At 57.8% G+C, this 16,560-nt stretch carries 13 protein-coding genes; 2 read left to right on the top strand and 11 right to left on the bottom strand.

What is annotated here, in order from left to right; genetic code table 11:
- Window positions 1-3: 3 nt before the first annotated feature.
- Both Q669_RS10560 and Q669_RS10555 read left to right on the top strand, forming a co-directional pair.
- Window positions 4-1,056 carry an efflux RND transporter periplasmic adaptor subunit gene (locus Q669_RS10560; RefSeq protein WP_011784135.1) on the top strand — a complete coding sequence of 351 codons (1,053 nt, stop codon included), beginning with the start codon at window positions 4-6 and terminating at the stop codon, window positions 1,054-1,056.
- The gene (locus Q669_RS10555; protein ID WP_011784134.1) at window positions 1,053-4,088 is read left to right on the top strand and encodes an efflux RND transporter permease subunit; all 3,036 of its coding nucleotides are present in this window, start codon (window positions 1,053-1,055) and stop codon (window positions 4,086-4,088) included. Before Q669_RS10560 ends, Q669_RS10555 begins: the two co-directional genes overlap by 4 nt.
- Window positions 4,089-4,203: 115 nt before the next feature.
- Here the strand turns inward: Q669_RS10555 and Q669_RS10550 are convergent, their stop codons facing one another.
- The 11 genes from Q669_RS10550 to Q669_RS10500 form a co-directional block, all read right to left on the bottom strand.
- Window positions 4,204-4,971: a MipA/OmpV family protein gene (locus Q669_RS10550; protein ID WP_011784133.1), complete on the bottom strand. Its 768-nt coding sequence runs from the start codon at window positions 4,969-4,971 to the stop codon at window positions 4,204-4,206.
- A gap of 71 nt (window positions 4,972-5,042) precedes the next feature.
- Window positions 5,043-6,125: an aldo/keto reductase gene (locus Q669_RS10545; RefSeq protein WP_011784132.1), complete on the bottom strand. Its 1,083-nt coding sequence runs from the start codon at window positions 6,123-6,125 to the stop codon at window positions 5,043-5,045.
- Between the two features lie 61 nt (window positions 6,126-6,186).
- Window positions 6,187-6,783, bottom strand: a complete 597-nt coding sequence (locus tag Q669_RS10540; protein ID WP_011784131.1) for a TetR/AcrR family transcriptional regulator — start codon at window positions 6,781-6,783, stop codon at window positions 6,187-6,189.
- 138 nt (window positions 6,784-6,921) lie between these two features.
- Window positions 6,922-7,590, bottom strand: a complete 669-nt coding sequence (locus Q669_RS10535; protein ID WP_011784130.1) for a cupin domain-containing protein — start codon at window positions 7,588-7,590, stop codon at window positions 6,922-6,924.
- Between the two features lie 47 nt (window positions 7,591-7,637).
- Window positions 7,638-8,258, bottom strand: a complete 621-nt coding sequence (locus Q669_RS10530; RefSeq protein WP_011784129.1) for a glutathione S-transferase family protein — start codon at window positions 8,256-8,258, stop codon at window positions 7,638-7,640.
- A gap of 228 nt (window positions 8,259-8,486) precedes the next feature.
- The gene (locus Q669_RS10525; RefSeq protein WP_011784128.1) at window positions 8,487-8,954 is read right to left on the bottom strand and encodes a GbsR/MarR family transcriptional regulator; all 468 of its coding nucleotides are present in this window, start codon (window positions 8,952-8,954) and stop codon (window positions 8,487-8,489) included.
- On the bottom strand, window positions 8,938-10,371 hold the full coding sequence (locus Q669_RS10520; protein WP_036149443.1) for an efflux transporter outer membrane subunit: 1,434 nt from the start codon (window positions 10,369-10,371) through the stop codon (window positions 8,938-8,940). The genes Q669_RS10525 and Q669_RS10520 overlap by 17 nt, the downstream gene beginning before the upstream one ends.
- Window positions 10,361-13,528 carry an efflux RND transporter permease subunit gene (locus Q669_RS10515; protein ID WP_011784126.1) on the bottom strand — a complete coding sequence of 1,056 codons (3,168 nt, stop codon included), beginning with the start codon at window positions 13,526-13,528 and terminating at the stop codon, window positions 10,361-10,363. Before Q669_RS10515 ends, Q669_RS10520 begins: the two co-directional genes overlap by 11 nt.
- Complete coding sequence (locus tag Q669_RS10510; protein ID WP_227501085.1) at window positions 13,525-14,757, bottom strand: efflux RND transporter periplasmic adaptor subunit; 1,233 nt, start codon at window positions 14,755-14,757, stop codon at window positions 13,525-13,527. The genes Q669_RS10515 and Q669_RS10510 overlap by 4 nt, the downstream gene beginning before the upstream one ends.
- A 77-nt stretch (window positions 14,758-14,834) precedes the next feature.
- Window positions 14,835-15,785: a lipid A deacylase LpxR family protein gene (locus Q669_RS10505; RefSeq protein WP_036149435.1), complete on the bottom strand. Its 951-nt coding sequence runs from the start codon at window positions 15,783-15,785 to the stop codon at window positions 14,835-14,837.
- Between the two features lie 315 nt (window positions 15,786-16,100).
- Window positions 16,101-16,547, bottom strand: a complete 447-nt coding sequence (locus Q669_RS10500) for a MarR family transcriptional regulator (protein WP_022992180.1) — start codon at window positions 16,545-16,547, stop codon at window positions 16,101-16,103.
- Between the last annotated feature and the right edge of the window lie 13 nt (window positions 16,548-16,560).

Here is a 16,560-nt window from a genome sequence, read left to right as displayed (position 1 = left end):
GCCATGCGCTTTCTGCTGACCCTGTTTATCTCGCTGCTCATTCTGTCAGGTTGTCAGCAGTCCGCGGAAACGCCTCCAGAGGCCCGCCCCCCTGTTCCCTGGGTAAAAACAGTGGAATTGAAGGAGGCAGGTCCAACATCTCAGAGGTTTTCAGGAACCCTGCGAGGCCGCCACGAAGTTCCCCAGGCCTTTCAGATCGCCGGCCGGATTCAACAACGTTTCATCGATCCCGGTCAGCGCGTGGAAAAAGGCGACTTACTGTTCAAACTCGATTCACGAGACCTTATCGCAACCGCGGAGGGGGCCGCCGCAGATCTGAGGCGTGCAGAAGCGGCCCTGGCCATTGCCACTAATGAGCTCCAGCGACAGCAGGAACTGGTAGGACGTCAGTTTGTCAGCGAACAAACCCTGCAACGCCTTGAACTGGCGGAGCGTGAAGCACGCAGCCAGGTGGAAACGGCTTCTGCACGAAATCAGCAGGCTCAGAATGCTCTGGGATATGCGGAACTAAAAGCCGCCAATGCAGGCGTGATCACCGAGGTCATCGTTGAGCCCGGCCAGGTTGTGGGTGTCGGTCAAACCCTTGCCGTTCTGGCTGAAGATCAATCCCTGGAAGTCGAGGTCTTTTTACCTCAGGGCAGCAACCCGCCCCGGCAAGGTTATGTTCCTTTACCCAATGGCGAACAGCTTGCGGTGAATCTGAGAGAGATTGCCGGGGCTGCCGACGCCAGAAGCCGGAGCTGGCGTGCCCGATACAGCCTGGAGGGGCCCTACCCTTCGTCTTTAACGCTTGGTTCAGTGGTGAGTGTCCGGCTGATGCAGAAACAAACCACGGCCAGCCATCGTGTACCGCTGGGTGCCCTTGATGAGAGAGGAGAAACGCCGCAGGTCTGGTTGGTCTCCGACGGCATGGTGACCCCCCTTGCGGTCGAGGTTATCGATTTGGGTGAGGAGTATGCGCAGATCCGGGCCAACATCAACGCGACTACGCCGATCGTCGCATTAGGGACACACCTGCTCACGCCTGGCATGGCGGTGCGGGAGCTGGCTCAATGAGCCTGCCTAATCTTTCCGCACTGGCAGTGCGCGAGCGTTCGGTCACCCTCTTTTTTCTTTTGATGTCCGTTGTTGCGGGCTTCTACGCGTTCTCATCCCTTGGTCGGGCGGAAGACCCTGCGTTCACTGTCCGGGCCATGGTGGTTTCTGTGGTTTGGCCAGGAGCAACCCCTGAGGTGCTACGGAATCAGGTGGTGGACCGCCTGGAAAAACGAATACAGGAAGTGGCGTATTTCGACACTGTTGAAACCACCATTCGGCCCGGACAGGCCACCATGCTTATCCGGTTCCAGGATTATACGCCTAGTGAAAAAATGCCCGATCTCTTCTATCAAGTTCGCAAGCGCATGTCCGATGAAAGCCCCAATCTCCCCCGTGGTGTCATCGGCCCCATCGTTAACGATGATTTCTCAGACGTGTATTTCTCCCTGATGGCCCTCACAGCACCGGGAATGCCAATGCGTGAACTGACCCGCGAGGCAGAAGCGATACGAGATCGCCTGCAACGGCTACCCGGCTTGCAAAAGGCACAGATCCTGGCCGAGCGTCCTGAGCGGGTGTATCTCGAGTTTGATCAGGACCGGCTCAACAATCTCGGCTTGTCGGCAGAAGAAGTGTTGCAGGCGATAGAGGCCAACAATCGCCTTGAGCCTCTGGGCTTTGTTGATCTTGCCGGCCCGCGGGTTTATGTCCGCAGCAACATTGACCTGTCTGACCTTGAGCGCCTCGCCTCAGTACCTCTGCGTATCGGAGACCAAGTTATCACCGTGTCTGATCTGGCCGAGGTGCGTTTGGGCTATGAAGATCCGTTGAACTACATCGTCCGTTCCAGCGGTGAGGATGCGATCCTCCTGGGCGTCGTCATGGAGGCGGGCGAAAATGGCCTGGAGTTTGGTGAACGGCTCAGTAAGTTTGTCAGCACTGAACAGGCCAGGCTGCCCCTGGGGATGTCAATACAGACCCTGACCAACCAGGCTGAGGCCATCACTCAGGCCGTTGATCTTTTTCAGGTCAAGTTTCTGGTGGCATTGGTCGTCGTAATGGGCGTCAGTATTCTGGCGATCGGCCTGCGTGCGGGTTTAGTGGTGGGCATTGCGATTCCCGTTACTCTCGGGCTGACCTTTTTATTGATGAAAATAGCGGGCATTAACCTGGACCGCATCACCCTGGGCGCGTTGATTATCGCACTGGGCCTGTTAGTGGACGATGCGATCATCGCCATTGAAATGATGATTGTGAAGATGGAGAGTGGCTGGGACCGGGTACGGGCAGCCAGTCATGCCTGGAGCGTCACAGCCGCGCCCATGCTGTCTGGAACGCTAGTAACAGTGGCCGGTTTTGTCCCCATCGGCTTTGCTCAGTCGGGTGTCGGGGAATACACCGGTAACATCTTCTGGGTGCTGGCTTTTGCGTTGCTGATTTCCTGGGGGGTGGCGGTCACCTTTACGCCTTATCTGGGCGTCAAGCTATTGCCCGATTACATCGGGCATACTGGCCAGGACCTTTATCAAAGCGCTTTTTATCAGCGGTTGCGTGGGGTGATTGCAGCGTGTGTAAGGTACCGGAAAACCGTCGTTTTTCTCACAGTGGGTTTACTGGCTCTCAGTGCTTTCGGTATGGCAGCCCAGGTACAGAAGCAGTTTTTTCCCAGTTCTGATCGCCCCGAGGTTCTGATCAGTGTCTATGCTCCGCAGGGGAGCGCTATTGCCACCACGGATCAAAGCGTCAGACGCCTTGAAGCGATATTGATGGACATGCCGGAGGTTAAAAGCCTGTCCGCTTACATCGGTGCCGGTGCACCCAGATTCTTCGTATCGGCAAACCCCGAGCAGCCGGACCCGGCGTTTGCCAAGTTGATTGCCATCGGGCAGGACGTTGAAGGGCGCGATCACATCATCTCGACGCTGGAGGCCAAAATCGCGGCGGGTGAGTTTCCTGAGGCGAGAGTGCGTGTAACGCGTTTGCTGTACGGCCCGCCGGTGGCCTGGCCGGTCAGTTTTCGAGTGTTGGGTCCGGAACCCGATCAACTCAGAGAGATCGCGCACCAGATTCGGACTCTCATGACCGGGCATCCGAACATCGTCATGCCGCACCTCGAATGGGATGAGCGTGTGCCCACGCTCTATCTTGAGTTGGACCCGGAAAACCTGGGCTGGATGGGCCTGACCCCGGCAGAGGTTGCACGGCAACTCCAGTTCCAGCTTCGCGGCGTGGCCGTTACCGAGTTACGCCAGGGCATAAGGAGCGTTCAACTGGTGGCGCGTAATGCCCGCGGTGAAATCATGATGCCCGAAGATCTTGAAATCAAAACCCGCGACGGCCGCAAACTCTCCGTAAAACAACTGGGGCAGTGGCAGGTTCGTTATGAGGAACCGGTTATAAAGCGTTACAACCGCGCCCCCTTCCTGGCCGTTCAGGCGGATGTGGAAGGCGCCCAGCCACCGGATGTCACCAAAGAGATCTGGAGTACGATGGCAGGCCTGCGTGAACGGTTACCGGACGGTTATCGTATTGAAATTGGCGGTACGGTGGAGCAATCCGCCAAAGCCAACGCCTCCATTCAGACTTTACAACCGGTGATGTTGGCGTTGATGCTGATTTTCATCATGCTTCAGATGCGTTCATTTATCGGCACCTTGACCGTTCTGGCCACCGCGCCATTGGGGCTGATTGGCGCTGTGCTGGCTTTGCTGTTGTTTAATCAACCTTTTGGCTTTACCGCGTTGCTGGGGTTGATTGGCCTGGGCGGCATCCTGATGCGAAACACCATGATTCTGACGCAGCAGGTGCAGGACAACTTCACAACTGGGATGGCTGCCCGGGAAGCCGTGGTCGAGGCAGCCGTCCAACGCGCCCGCCCCGTGGTACTCACTGCCCTGGCGGCCGTTCTGGCGTTTGTACCTCTGACCTTTGACCTTTTCTGGGGGCCGCTCGCTTATGTGCTTATAGGGGGCGTAGCAGTCGGCACTCTGATCACCCTACTGTTTGTTCCGGCGCTTTACGCACTCTGGTTTCGGTTAAAGGAAAAGTGAGCCAGGTGTTTGAGCTCCGAAGTAATCCTTACATAGCCGACGAAGCCAGAACCGGGAGATTCAGGGGTTACTTGCCCCTTCCCGTGACATGAATTGCCCCGGTCCCCGAAGACATTCAGAATCGGTAACTCATAAACACACCGGTGTAGGCTTGGGTAGCCTCCCCGATATCACTGACAATCGGGCTATCCTCTGCATCGCCGGTTAATTGTGACACCCCAGCGGTCGCGGTGACCGACCATTGCGCAGACAACGAATAGGTTAAACTGCCTGTCAGGCCATACCGGGCATAGCCATCAGGGCTATAGGAGGCCAAGCCGGAGCGGGCACTTTCCGTATCGGAAATACCAAACCTATCGTCTGTCCAGTCATCACTGCTGTAGGTCAGGTTCGGCCCCAGGGAGGCAAACCATTGATCGCTGAACTGGTTCCGCCATCGTGCCTTAAGCACCACCTGATAGCCATCGACATCGCCGGTGAAGGGAGATTGGACGGCTGCGCTGTACGACCATGCGTCGTGGTTGTAAGCAACGCGCAAGCCGGCGATCGCGCCGCCATCAATCTTGTCCAGGCGTTCAAGATCCTCGTCATTGTCGCGCCCCGGAATGTAACCAATAAAGGGCGACAGCTTCCAGTTGCCGTGGCGAATCAGGTTCCAGCCAAGACCATCGCGAATGTTAAAGTAGAAACGGTCACCATAGCTCACATTGATCGTCGGCCAGACCCTGGTTTCATAATCGTCGCTGCCAAGGTAGTCCGGAGTATAGAGTACACCCGCACCCAGGCTGGCGTCCCACGCCGAGTTTGCCAGGCCCGGGGTTGAAACAACCAACAGCGTCGTCGATGTGGCCAGTAGCCACGGACGTTTAACTTTTGACAGCATAGACGAGTTTTCCCGTTGTTTGGCTGCGCAGCCAAGGCGCAGCGAAATGTGTGCAGTGGGTCGCTATCGGATTAAGGCTCGGAAGGATTTCGGTACCCGGCCATCATTGCCATCATCCAGCCCGGGTACTCCTCCGGGATACGACTCACCTCGTCCAGAGCTTTACGCTCGTCATCAGACAATCGGATCTGTGCGGCCCGGATATTGGCTTTCAACTGATCTGGTCGCTTGGCACCAACAATAACACTGGATACAGGTTCCTGGTGCAGTAGCCACGCAAGAGCGATCTGGGCCACGGTGACGGGTTCGCCGTCAATCTGCTTTCCGTCAGCCACCTCACGCATGACCTTGATAACCTCTTTGCCCCGCTCGCGGTTAACCGGAGGGAAGTCGAACTTAGTGCGCCGGTTCTCCTCGGATACGTCCGGATCCTCGTATTTGCCGGAAAGGTAACCGCCGGCCAGCGGGCTCCACACCATCAACCCGACCTTTTCCGACGCCAGCATGGGGATCACCTCCCGTTCCAGGTCGCGCCCCACCAGGGTGTAGTACGCCTGCAGAGACGTTACCGGGCACAGGTTGCGGGCCCGGGTGATACCGATGGCCTTCATGACCTGCCAGGCGGCCCAGTTAGACAAGCCCACATAACGCACATGGCCCTGTTGCACCAGGGTGTTCAGTGCCTCCAGGGTTTCTTCGATCGGGGTGGCCGGATCAAAGCCATGGATCTGGTACAGATCAATGTAATCGGTCTGCAATCGCGCCAGGCTCGCCTTGCATTCGCTCATGATGTGGCCACGGGAAGCACCACGGGCATTGGGGCCCTCGCCCATGGGGCCGAGCACCTTGGTGGCCAGCACGACATCTTCCCGGCGAACGCCGAGGTTCTTCAGGGACTGGCCGACGATGCGCTCGCTGGCCCCGAAGCCATAGATGTTGGCGGTATCGATAAAGTTGATTCCCGCCTCCAGAGCGATCTTCACCAGTTCGTCGGCCTGTTCCTGCTGCAACTGGCCGATCAGGCCCCAGATGTCTTCATCACCGCCGAAGGTCATGGTTCCCAGGCAGAGTTCGGAGACGAACAAGCCCGAGTTTCCGAGTGCTGTGTAGCGTAACGGATTGTGATCAAATCTTGGCAGGTTGTGAGGGGTCATGTTGCACCTCCTGATAACAGGTTAATGTCACGACTTTCTGTCGCGTCTCATTCACTGCCATTCAAGCGCCAGTGTTGTTCCCTTCCGAAGCACTTTGGCAGCGAGCCCTTAAAAGTTGTGTAGCCGCATCAAATGGAGCTGGGTCTTGTGCTGTGCGTGCCGCCAGGTGGGCGCCTTCCAGCGTGGCCAGGGTTGCGCAGGCTTCTTGTGAGGGATCAGAAATGGACGAAATTGACCCATCCCTCAGGCCCAGTTCAAAGGTTGCCCTGGTCCAGTCCAGCACCATTGCCCGAACGCTACCCACCCGGTTGACAACCGCCTCGGGCAGGCTTTCGCGACAGATTGAAAAGGCAACGCACAGGCAGACGGTCTGGCCGTCATGCAGGGCACTTCGGTACACAGCGATGAGAGCACTCAGGCGTTCGCCGGCGCTGGAACAGGCCGCCTCTATTTCAACCAGCCGCTCTTTCAGGCTGGTGTGATACCGCTCGATCAAACGCTCCGACAAGTCCGCCTTGGTCGGAAAATGATAATGAATGGAAGCCTTTCTGATGCCAATGGCCTTCGCGAGATCCGCATAGCTGAATCCGTCAAACCCTCTTGATCGGGCGGTGCGCTCTGCGAAGTCTAACAGGGCGGTTCTTGTGTCACGGTTCATAATTAGTCAATGGTTAACGTCGTTCACTCAGGCAGTTGCCGTGTATGGCACCTTGATCAGGGGAAGGTTACGATTCCTTCCCCTGATCAAGCCCTTTTTGGCTCTTTGGCAGCCCAGAAATGTTCAGGCTCCTGCTGGTTACACTTCAGGGGTCCTGACAAACCGAAGGTGCCCTGTCTTCATCCAGATTTTCGCCCCACGGGCTCCGGCCGTTGCGGACAATGCTTCTCCTTCGGGCAGACGCAGCCAAGCATTCCTGCCCAGCACTTCATCGTTTACCGTGACATCGCCGTCCAGGACCAACACCTCGATCCCGCCGGCCGCCTCTGATGTCAAGTTAGCACCGGGCTCAAGCTTGCGGTGAGTGACCGTTTCACGCTCGTCCTCATGCAGGAGCGAGGTGGAAATGCCCTCCACCGGAGCACCCAGTTCCGCTTCCATGTTTTTGCTGAACTGGGTGCGGTCCGCCGGGTCGAACTGCCAGAGCTTGACAAAAATCGTACAGCCCTCGGCAGAGCCTGGTACATGAGAGGTGGTTGGCGGATTCCGCACATAGGTTCCCGCAGGATAATCCCCATGTTCGTCCTGAAACACACCGTCAAGTACGATGAATTCCTCACCACCGTCATGAGTGTGCGCCGAGAACCGGCTGCCTGGCGCATACCGCACAATACTGGTGGCACGGGCCACTTCGCCACCGATACGATCCAGCATTCGCCGCTCCACCCCTTTCATGGGTGAAGGGCGCCACTCAAGCTGGTCAGTATCAATGACCACGGGCTTTGTGAAATCTGCATTGATTTCCATGCTCTGTCCTCCGGTTAATCAGTCCGCCAAGCCAAAAGGCCCGGGCATCAGCCGGTAATCGACGGACGGGCCGCGACCCGGGCACGCCAGGCCAGGAGATGATCCAGGTGACCGGGAATGTCAACCTTGGCGAACTCTGCAAACACCAGTCCGGCATAAGCCGTGATATCCGCAACAGTGAAACGGTCACCAGCAAGAAACTCGTTTTCCGCAAGCACCTCGTTGAGATAGGCCATCGTGGACTGAGCGACCTCTTTCTGCTTATTACCCCAGTCAGGACATTGCCATGTCTCAAGGTCGGGCCCCAGTCCCCGGGTTGCGTGGTGGAAATACGCGCCCACCGCATTCATCAAACCGGATTCGGCACGAATATTCATCATCGCGATAACCGCACGCTCTTTAGGCGAGGCGCCCGTCAGGGAGGGCCCGTCAAACACACCGTCAAGGTACTCAGTGATGGCGTTGCACTGTGCAATGCAGGTGCCGTCATCAAGCTCCAGTACCGGCACGGTGGCATCGGGGTTCTTTGCCCTGAAATCAGTGGTACGGTGTTCACCACCCATGACATCCACCGGGACAAACACCACTTTATCGGTGGCACCTTTCTCGGCAAGGGCAATGCGAACGCGCAGCGGGTTGGGAAAGCCTTCAGTGTCGTAAATTTTCATTGGTTACCTCTGTTGGTCATTAAGCATACGACGTTTAATTTACCTATCAGTAGATAGGTGCGCAAGAGGCAATTTAATTAGTCTGCTTTGCTTTGAGCCGCTGACCAGACATTCCAGATGGCAAAAACCATTCAGGCCTCCTCGCAGTAACACCAGCCAGGGTTGCTCTGACATAGCCCGCGTTTCCTTCAGGCCCGGATTAAATCCAAGGTTAAACCTTTGATGTTATTATTTTTTATGTCCATGGATTTGAGATTTCAGCTGCTTTAGAAGGTCTTTGGAGCTCTCATAATACAGGGTGTAGAACTGATCCAGATCAGCCAGCTTGGCAAGCGTTTGTTCATTGGTAATGGTTGCCTTGGCTTCGGCGATCACCTCCTTTCTGGCCTCGAGCCGTTTTATCTGCCCTTCCACCAAGGCAGCGTAGGGATGGGGACGAATCGCGAAGAAGTCCTGGCGCTCACCCGGCATTGTTCGACGCTCAACAATGCCGAGTCTTTCAAGAAAGCACGTATTCGTACTGACGCTCGCCTTACTGACACGCAACGTATCCACAAGCTGCGATGAGCTGACGGGACCATCCGACACGATCAGTGTCGCCCAAAGTTGCCCAGCGATGCGGGAAAAGCCTTCAGATTGAGCCTGAAGACCGAGGCGCTCAATAAAACGCCTGTCTGATTCAGTCAGTGTTTTCATAATCAGAAGATTGCAATGAATTCTGCCAACCCCCGCCCAGCGCGCGATACAAATTAACCGTCGACTGCAAGTGATCGCGCCGCGTTTCCACGAGATCAAGTTCGGTTGTAAACAGGCTTCGTTCAGCGTCCAGCACCTCCAGGTAACTGGACGCGCCACCCTCAAAGCGCAATCGCGCAAGTTTAGCCGTGCTTCGCAGTGCTGCTACCTGCCGGGCCTGCGCTTCCAGGCGATCTTCGGTACCACGCACCCCGGCCATCGCGTCGAGCACCTCCCGAAACGCCACCTGAATGGCCTGACGATACGCAATCAGGGCCTGGCGTTGACGCGCCTCCGCCTGATTGACTAGTGCCTCGGAACGCCCGAAGTCCAGCAACGGGCCGACTAACGAGCCGCCCAACTGCCACGTGGATGCCGAACCCTGGAACAAGTCGCCACCGGACGCACTTCGCAGGCCCAGCAGCCCCTCGAATGAAATCCTGGGCAGAAACGCCGCCCGGGCAACACCGATTTCGGCGTTGGCCGCGATCAATTCCTGTTCGGCTGCGGCAATGTCGGGTCGCCGAACCATCAGATCTGCTGGTCGGCCTGCAGGGATACTGGCCGGAACATCCATCTCACCAATGGTATTCGCTACGGAAATATCACTACGTACAATCCGTTGTGGATCTCGCCCCAGAAGCACTGCCAAGGCGTTTCGCTGAAGGGAGCGCTGTTGGCGAAGCCTCGGAAGTTCGGATTCAGCGGCCGCAAGCTCGGATTCTGCCTGCCGCAGGGCCAATTCATTAATCTCGCCTCCTTCAAACCGGGCCCGTTGCAGGGCGACCGATTCGCGGCGGGACGACACGGTGCGTTCCGCGATGTCGATCTGACGATCAAGCGCACGCAAATTGAAGTAACCATTGGCCACCTCACCAATCACGGCCAGTCGCACGGCCTCGCGATTCGCTGCACTGGCCAGAAGCCGTGCCCGGGCTGCTTCGCTGGCATTGGCAAGCCGCCCCCAGAGATCCAGCTCGTACGATAGAACACCGCCAACCTGGATATCATTGAAGGGTTGACCACCAGTACTGTTGACGGACTCCTCACTCGGGCCCTGGCGCACCGCGGAGCCCTCCACCTCCAGAAGTGGGTATCGTTCTGCCTGCTGTCCGGTAAGGAGCGCCCTTGCTTCGGCAACCCGGGCAGCGGCGAGCTGCAGATCGTTGTTGGCATCAAGTGCCTCCTCAACAAGCGTGACAAGTGCCGGATCGCCATAGCCACGCCACCAGTCCAGAGGGAGTTTCTCGTCCGCCGAAAGTCGTGCGGACGTCCAGTTTTCCGGCATCGACGGCTCGGGCTTCTTAACAGTCGGCGCGAGTGAGCAGCCACCAAGCGACAACGCCATCACAGTGGCCAGCAATATCTTAACGGTCATCAGCCACACCTCCATTTGCCCGTCCGGGAGCGGCCGCAGCCGAGTCATCCTGGTCTCTGGAGCCACTCAGAAAATCCGTGATACGGCGGACGACCACATAGAACAGTGGAATAAAGAACGTCGCCAGTATCGTTGCCGAAATCATGCCGCCAAGAACCGCCGTTCCTATCGCAATACGGGTGGTTGCACCGGCACCACTGGCGAAAGCAAGCGGCAACACACCCATGCCGAAAGCAACCGATGTCATCAGAATCGGCCTCAAGCGCACTCGCGCCGCTTCCTTGGTTGCCTCGATCAATTTCATTCCCTGATCCTCTAACGAGCGGGCGAACTCCACCAGAAGTATAGCGTTGCGCGCAGTCACACCAACGGTGGTCAGAATGCCAACCTGGAAGAAGACGTCGTTAGGAAGCCCGCGAACCATCGCTGCAAGTACCGCCCCGAGTACGCCCAAGGGCACCGCCAGCATCACGGAAATGGGTATGGTCCAACTTTCGTAGAGCGCGGCGAGCGCCAGAAACACCACCAGTGCCGACAGCGCGTAAAGCAGGGATGCCTGGGCACCGGCCTGGCGCTCCTGATAGGACAGGCCGCTCCAGGCGCCGGCCACACCGTCCGGGAGTTGAGCGATCAAACGTTCGACCTCCGCCATGGCCTCACCGGTACTGTAGCCCGGTGCCGGCTCACCCTGAATCTGACGGGACGGAACACCGTTGAAACGCTCAAGGCGCGGTGAGCCATACTCCCAGCGTCCGTTCGTCACTTCGCTCAACGGGGTCATCTCTCCGTTAGCGGCTCGCAGATACCACGCCTCAAAATCCTCAGGCAGCATCCGGAAAGGGGCATCACCCTGAACATAGACTCGCTTGACCCGCCCCTCATGGAGAAAATCGTTAACGTATTGCGAGCCCCAGGTCACCGACAGAAGTCGACTGATCTCGGACGGCTCTATGCCAAGGGCCTGCGCCTTTTCGTAATCAATGTCCACTTTGTAGCGGGGATTGTCCGCCAAACCGTTGGGGCGCACACTCGTCAGCACGGGGCTTTCGGCCGCCAACTGCAGCAATTGACCTTGCGCTGCCATGAGCGCTTCATGCCCGATGGCACCCCGATCCTGTAAACGCAATTCAAAGCCCAGGGCCTGCCCCAATTCCGGTATCGGTGGCAAATTGAAAGCAAAAGCCCGCCCATCACGCACCAGCCCGGCAAGCGCCCGGTTCGCCCGCTGAATGATCGCGTCGGCGCTTTGCGTCTCGGGATCGCGCTCACTCCATGGCTTGAGATTGACGAACGCCAGTCCCGCGTTCTGCGCCCGGCCAGCGAAGCTGAAACCAGCGATTGTGAAGAGGCCCTGCACCTCATCCTGGTCCATGAAGTAATCTTCGATAACCTGAATCGTATCGATTGTGCGCTGCTGGGTCGCACCGGCGGGCAACTGATACTGCACCACGGCGAACCCCTGGTCTTCCGCGGGCAGGAACCCGCCGGGCAACCGCACAAAGAGAACGGCCACCAGGCCGACGATGCCCAGGAACGCCAGTGTGTAGAGCCAGGCGTGGCGCGCCGTATGGCCAACCAGGCGGACATAGCCCCGGGTCAGTCGCCCCAGGCCTGCCTCAAACCAGCCGAACAGTTTTTGCAGCAAGGTTCTTTCATGCGTGGGCTTGAGGATCCGACCACACAGCATGGGGCTCAGAATCAGAGCCACCAGCACCGAAAGCACCATGGCACCAGCAATACTCAGGGAAAACTGCCGATAGATTGCCCCGGTGGAGCCCGGAAAGAAGGCCATCGGGATAAACACCGCAGACAACACCACGCCGATGCCAATCAGCGCGCTGGCTATCTGCCCCATGGACTTGCGCGTCGCCTCCATCGGGCTCAGGCCGTCCTCATGCATCACACGCTCGACGTTCTCAACCACCACGATGGCGTCATCCACCAGAAGGCCGATCGCCAATACGAGACCGAAGAGAGTGAGCATGTTGATGGAAAAGCCGAAGGCCGCCATGATCGCAAAGGTGCCCAGCAGCACCACCGGGATTGCGATCGCTGGTATCAGGGTAGCCCGCCAACTCTGGAGAAATACCAGCATGACCAGGACCACCAGGGCGATTGCCTCGATGATGGTTGTGACCACCGCGTCGATGGAGGCCTCCACGAAGGGGGCCGTCTGGTAGGGATACCGAATCTCCACCCCTTCCGGAAAATACGGCTCGAGCTCCTGGAGCCGCGCTTTAACAGCCTCTGTGACCGCAAGCGAGTTGGCACCCGGCGCCAGATTGATGCCAAGGCCGGCTGCCGGCTCGCCATCGTAGAAAGTGTCAATCTGGACTGCACCGCCGCCCAGCTCAACGCGGGCAACATCCCCCAGGCGCACCCGGGACCCGTCGGGCATACTCTTGAGCAGGATGTTGCGGAACTCTTCGGTTGAGGTGAGCAAGGTCTGGGCGGTGACCGTGGCATTGAGCTGCTGACCCTCGACCGCGGGCAGCCCGCCGAGCTGGCCGGCGGTGACCTGGGCGTTTTGCGCCTCGATGGCGGCGCTCACGTCGGCGACGGTCAGGCCGTAATTGGTCAACGCCGAAGGGTCCAGCCAAATCCGCATCGCATATTCAGAGCCGAAAACCTGCACGCTGCCGATACCAGTTACCCGTCCAATGGGTTCGGCTAACTCGGAGCTGATAAAATCGGCGATATCCAGCTTGCTGAGGCGACCGTCGGTAGAGACGAATGCCATTACCATCAGAAAACTGGTGCTGGATTTCTCGACGCTGATCCCCTGCTGGCGCACCACCTCCGGGAGCCGCGGTTCCGCCAGTTTGAGCTTGTTCTGCACCTGGACCTGGGCAATGTCCGGATCGGTGCCCGCCGCAAAGGTGAGAGTAACCGTAGCGTGGCCTGAGGAATCCGCTGTTGACCCCATATAGAGCAAATTGTCGAGGCCGGTCATCTCTTGTTCAATGACCTGAACCACCGTATTGGACACGGTGTCCGCCGAGGCGCCAGGATAATCGGCCTGAATCTCCACCGCCGGCGGCGCCACCGACGGGTATCGCTGGACCGGCAAAACGAAGATCGCCATGATGCCCGCCAACATGGCGACAATGGCCAGAACCCAGGAAAAAACGGGCCTGGAAATGAAGAAATTAATCATTGTGCGGGGCCCTCGTCGTCGGAGGCGCTTTTCTGTGAACTATCCTTGCCACTGGCTTGCTGGTTTTGGGTGGGATGTAATGGAACATCTGCCTCAACCGGCTTCACCTTGGCCCCTGGCCGAACCTTTTGCAGACCGGAGACGATAAGGCGATCCCCCGGCTCTAACCCGTTCTCCACCAGCCAGAAAGCGCCAATGGCCCGCTCTGCCTCTAACTGGCGGGCAACAACTTCTCCCTGCGGGTTGACCAGCAACGCCGTGGCCTCGCCTTGCGGATTACGGCTCACGCCCTGCTGCGGCGCCAGAAGGGCGTTCTCCCGCACCCCCTCGCTCAGGCGAACGCGCACGTACATTCCAGGCAGAAGGTCTTCGTCAGGATTGGGGAAAACCGCCCGCACAGTGACCGAACTGGTGCTTTGGTTGACGGTAACATCCGCAACGTCAACGCGTCCCTTATGCGGATAGAGAGTACCGTCATCGCGCAACAAAACAGTCTCGGCTTCATTTAGGCCGGGCTTAGAAGCCGCGCCCTCATTCAGAGACGACCGAATTCGAGCCAGTTTTTCGACCGGTAGCTGAATATCGACATACATGGGATCAAGCTGAACCACGCGCGCCAGGACCTGGGGCTGATTGGCGGTTACCAGCGCACCCTCCGTGTACAGTGTCGGGCCAATGCGCCCGGCGATGGGAGCCTTGACCTCGGTATACGCCAGATCGATACCCGCCGTTTCGACCATCGCCTGGGATCGGGAGACATCCGCCCGGGCTGCCTCCAAGGCCGATAGCGCTTCATCACGTTGACGCTTGCTGACCGCATTCTTCTCAAACAAGTCTGACGTACGTGCCCACTCCCGCTGCGCCTGTCGCAATTCGGCCTGTGCGCGCTCCAGTTCTGCCTGGGCCCGCTGATGGGCAGCACGGTATCGGTTGGGGTCGATCTGGTAGAGGACCTCACCTGCTTTGACCTGGGCGCCTTGTTCAAACAAGCGCTCCTGCAAAATGCCCGTGACTTGCGGCCTCACTTCCGAGATACGGTAAGCGGCGGTTCTGCCCGGCAGCTCCATTGAAAGGTTCACACGCTGAGGCTGCATTTCAACAACCCCGACTTCCGGAGGCGGCGGTGCAGACCGCTCAGCCTTTGCCTGACCGGAGGAATTGTCGCAACCGGCCAGCAACAAAGCCGCCACCCACACTGGCAACATGCGGACCCCAAATAGACGCGCCATCAAACTCTTCTCTGTCTGCATAAAACTAACCTCTGAATGGGCCAAAGACTCAAAAACCGTTCGATCCATGCCTTCGTTTATAACCAGGTAGACAGAACGATCGATCCAAACTGATCGACGCCGTCCTTTTCCTCGAATTCCTCGCTGCGCCACAGGTAGGTGTAAGCGATCTGCCAGCGATCCCAGGTCAATGCCGCACCCACCTGGGCGTCGCCAACCCATTCGCGGCTATCAACCGAGTGGCTGTCCTCGAAACTGTTGCCGTCGAGCAACAGGTTGTGCGCCATATAGCGCCCTTCAACGGCAGCGAAGAGGTACCAGCTAAAGCCCTGATCCCGCCGAAAAGAGGATTGCCCGCCTTGCGAGGGGGCGACTGACGGAATGCCGAAACTACGATCAAGCCCCTCCCCCAAACGAAACCCCAGGCCGCCGGAAGCGTAGGTATACAGGTTGCCGAGCGCGAACCCGGCAGACGGCCCATATTCAACAGTCAGCTCAGCGAGATCCTGTTGAACTAGCCAGGCACGTTCGTAACCAAAATTAATGACTGGCTCGTTGTCAAGCTGGTTGTCCCAGCCCCTCGGTTTGTCTGCCGCAATCAGTTCGTGGAAATTTCGTTGGACTACTTCAGCTCCGGAAGCCGGTCCTACGATGCCCACGTCGATATGCAGGCTGTCTGCCAAACGCAAACCACCGTGCTCCCTTTCGCTCAGTAGCGAAATCCCGCCAAACAAAAGGCCGGCATAGGGACGGTCATCTTCAATAAGGGTTTCAACCTCTATGTCTTCCGGCGTATACATCTGTTGCCCCAGCCGGTATGTTGCGCCGGCAAGACTACTGCCAGACCAGCCCGGAATAATATCCGCAAGACGACGGGTCCAGTGTTGATCGGCGGGCTCAAAGGCCCAGATCACCTCTACGCCGTTGGTATATTGACCATCGCCGCCGGCGGAAAACGCATCGTTTTCCACTTTCAGGGACAGCAGGCCTTCAGCGGAAGCTGATGTCACAAGAGAACCCAGCAACAGACCTGAGAACCAATTCCGATAACGCTTTCTGCAACGTCGAGATTTCAATGAAGCGCCCTCTGCCAAGGCGGGTTGAACCGGTTGCAAAGAACTTACTCCCGGATGCTGCCCCACCTTCCCATGCCCGTTAATTCGATGATCGGCCAAAAAGGCTAGGACGACTGCCGCACATTATGTTCATTTCGTTCAGTATAAACTAAACGTAACACACTTAATAATTGACTGCCAGCCGTGATGGAATTGTCCTGTGCCGGCGGAATTTGCGGAATGCTCCAATCCTAATCTTGTCGCCCGCGCCTGAAAAATGTCTCGGGTTCAGGAATTTTTGAGGTTGGCGGAATTTTCCATAACCCGCTCAAACACACGCAGGGCGACTTCCAGATCCTTGTCTTCAATGCCCTTCAGCATCTCCTCTCGCAATAGATTCGCCCGTTCATTCAGTTCGCTCATAAAGCATTCACCGGCATTGGTAAGATACAGCAGCCTGGCGCGCCGATCACGCTTACAGGGCCGTCGTTCAATCAGACCCTGCTCCTCAAGACTGTCAAGCAGACGGACCAATGTCGGATTCTCGATGGTCATCAAATGGGCTAACTCCCGCTGAGTCATTCCTCCACCACCACGCTGCAAGCAAACCATGGCAAACCAGCGAGCCTGGGTAACCCCCAGGTCTTTCAGGCGCTCATCCAGTAACTTTCGCCAGCGCCTAGCTACCCGGGCACTGGTAAAAGGAAACTGATCTCGAGGGATTTGCGGGTCCATATCACTGACCTGA

It is taken from the genome of Marinobacter sp. C1S70 (assembly GCF_000475355.1).
GTDB lineage: Bacteria > Pseudomonadota > Gammaproteobacteria > Pseudomonadales > Oleiphilaceae > Marinobacter > Marinobacter nauticus.
Note: the sequence above shows the minus strand (reverse complement) of the source record. Positions and strands in the feature narration are given on the sequence as shown.

Bases quoted from the DNA above. Each gene is read 5' to 3' on its own strand.
- Q669_RS10515 (WP_011784126.1), bottom strand. From the start codon at position 13,528: ATGATTAATTTCTTCATTTCCAGGCCCGTTTTTTCCTGGGTTCTGGCC.
- Q669_RS10550 (WP_011784133.1), bottom strand. From the start codon at position 4,971: ATGCTGTCAAAAGTTAAACGTCCGTGGCTACTGGCCACATCGACGACG.
- Q669_RS10530 (WP_011784129.1), bottom strand. From the start codon at position 8,258: ATGAAAATTTACGACACTGAAGGCTTTCCCAACCCGCTGCGCGTTCGC.
- Q669_RS10545 (WP_011784132.1), bottom strand. From the start codon at position 6,125: ATGACCCCTCACAACCTGCCAAGATTTGATCACAATCCGTTACGCTAC.
- Q669_RS10555 (WP_011784134.1), top strand. From the start codon at position 1,053: ATGAGCCTGCCTAATCTTTCCGCACTGGCAGTGCGCGAGCGTTCGGTC.
- Q669_RS10560 (WP_011784135.1), top strand. From the start codon at position 4: ATGCGCTTTCTGCTGACCCTGTTTATCTCGCTGCTCATTCTGTCAGGT.
- Q669_RS10500 (WP_022992180.1), bottom strand. From the start codon at position 16,547: ATGGACCCGCAAATCCCTCGAGATCAGTTTCCTTTTACCAGTGCCCGG.
- Q669_RS10520 (WP_036149443.1), bottom strand. From the start codon at position 10,371: ATGACCGTTAAGATATTGCTGGCCACTGTGATGGCGTTGTCGCTTGGT.
- Q669_RS10510 (WP_227501085.1), bottom strand. From the start codon at position 14,757: ATGGCGCGTCTATTTGGGGTCCGCATGTTGCCAGTGTGGGTGGCGGCT.
- Q669_RS10540 (WP_011784131.1), bottom strand. From the start codon at position 6,783: ATGAACCGTGACACAAGAACCGCCCTGTTAGACTTCGCAGAGCGCACC.
- Q669_RS10535 (WP_011784130.1), bottom strand. From the start codon at position 7,590: ATGGAAATCAATGCAGATTTCACAAAGCCCGTGGTCATTGATACTGAC.
- Q669_RS10525 (WP_011784128.1), bottom strand. From the start codon at position 8,954: ATGAAAACACTGACTGAATCAGACAGGCGTTTTATTGAGCGCCTCGGT.